The organism is Pseudogemmobacter sp. TB195 (assembly GCF_058313095.1).
Genome location: NZ_JBZEGG010000193.1, coordinates 1 through 547, shown reverse-complemented (window position 1 = coordinate 547; position 547 = coordinate 1). Strand labels below are relative to the sequence as shown.

The window sequence follows — 547 nt, the reverse complement described above, 5'->3', positions numbered from 1 at the left end:
ATTGCCGAACAGGCAGCCCTCGACGCGGTCGGCGCCGGCCAGCAGGGCCATCTCCGCCGCCGCGACGCCGGTGCCGCGGTCGTTGTGCGGATGCACCGAGATGACGACGCTGTCACGGCGCGAAATGTGGCGGCAGAACCACTCGATCTGGTCGGCGTAGACATTGGGCAGGGCGACTTCGACCGTCGCCGGCAGGTTCAGGATGACCTTGTTGTCCGGCGTCGGTTGCAGCACGTCCAGCACGCGCTCGCAGATCTCCAGGGCGAACTCCGGTTCGGCCATGCTGAAGGTTTCGGGCGAATATTCGAAGGTCCAGCGGGTTTCCGGCCGCTTCGCCGCCTCTTCTTTCATCTGGGTGACGCCGGCGATGGCCAGATCGATGATCTGCTGTTTCTCCATGCCAAACACCACGCGGCGGAACAGCCACAGGGCGTAGGCCGCCGACAGGATGACGCCGGTGCAGGCGAAGAACGCAACCCACGGATTGGCGCGGAAGGCGCCCAGCAGCGTCAGAAACTCGCCAACGAAGCCCGACGTGCCCGGCAGG

General features: G+C 66.0%; 1 protein-coding gene. It reads right to left on the bottom strand.

Annotated features, from left to right (window positions below):
• A partial coding sequence (locus tag AC4FS3_RS29315) for a hydroxymethylglutaryl-CoA lyase-like TIM-barrel protein (protein WP_491023465.1) occupies nucleotides 1-547 on the bottom strand: 547 nt, incomplete at both ends.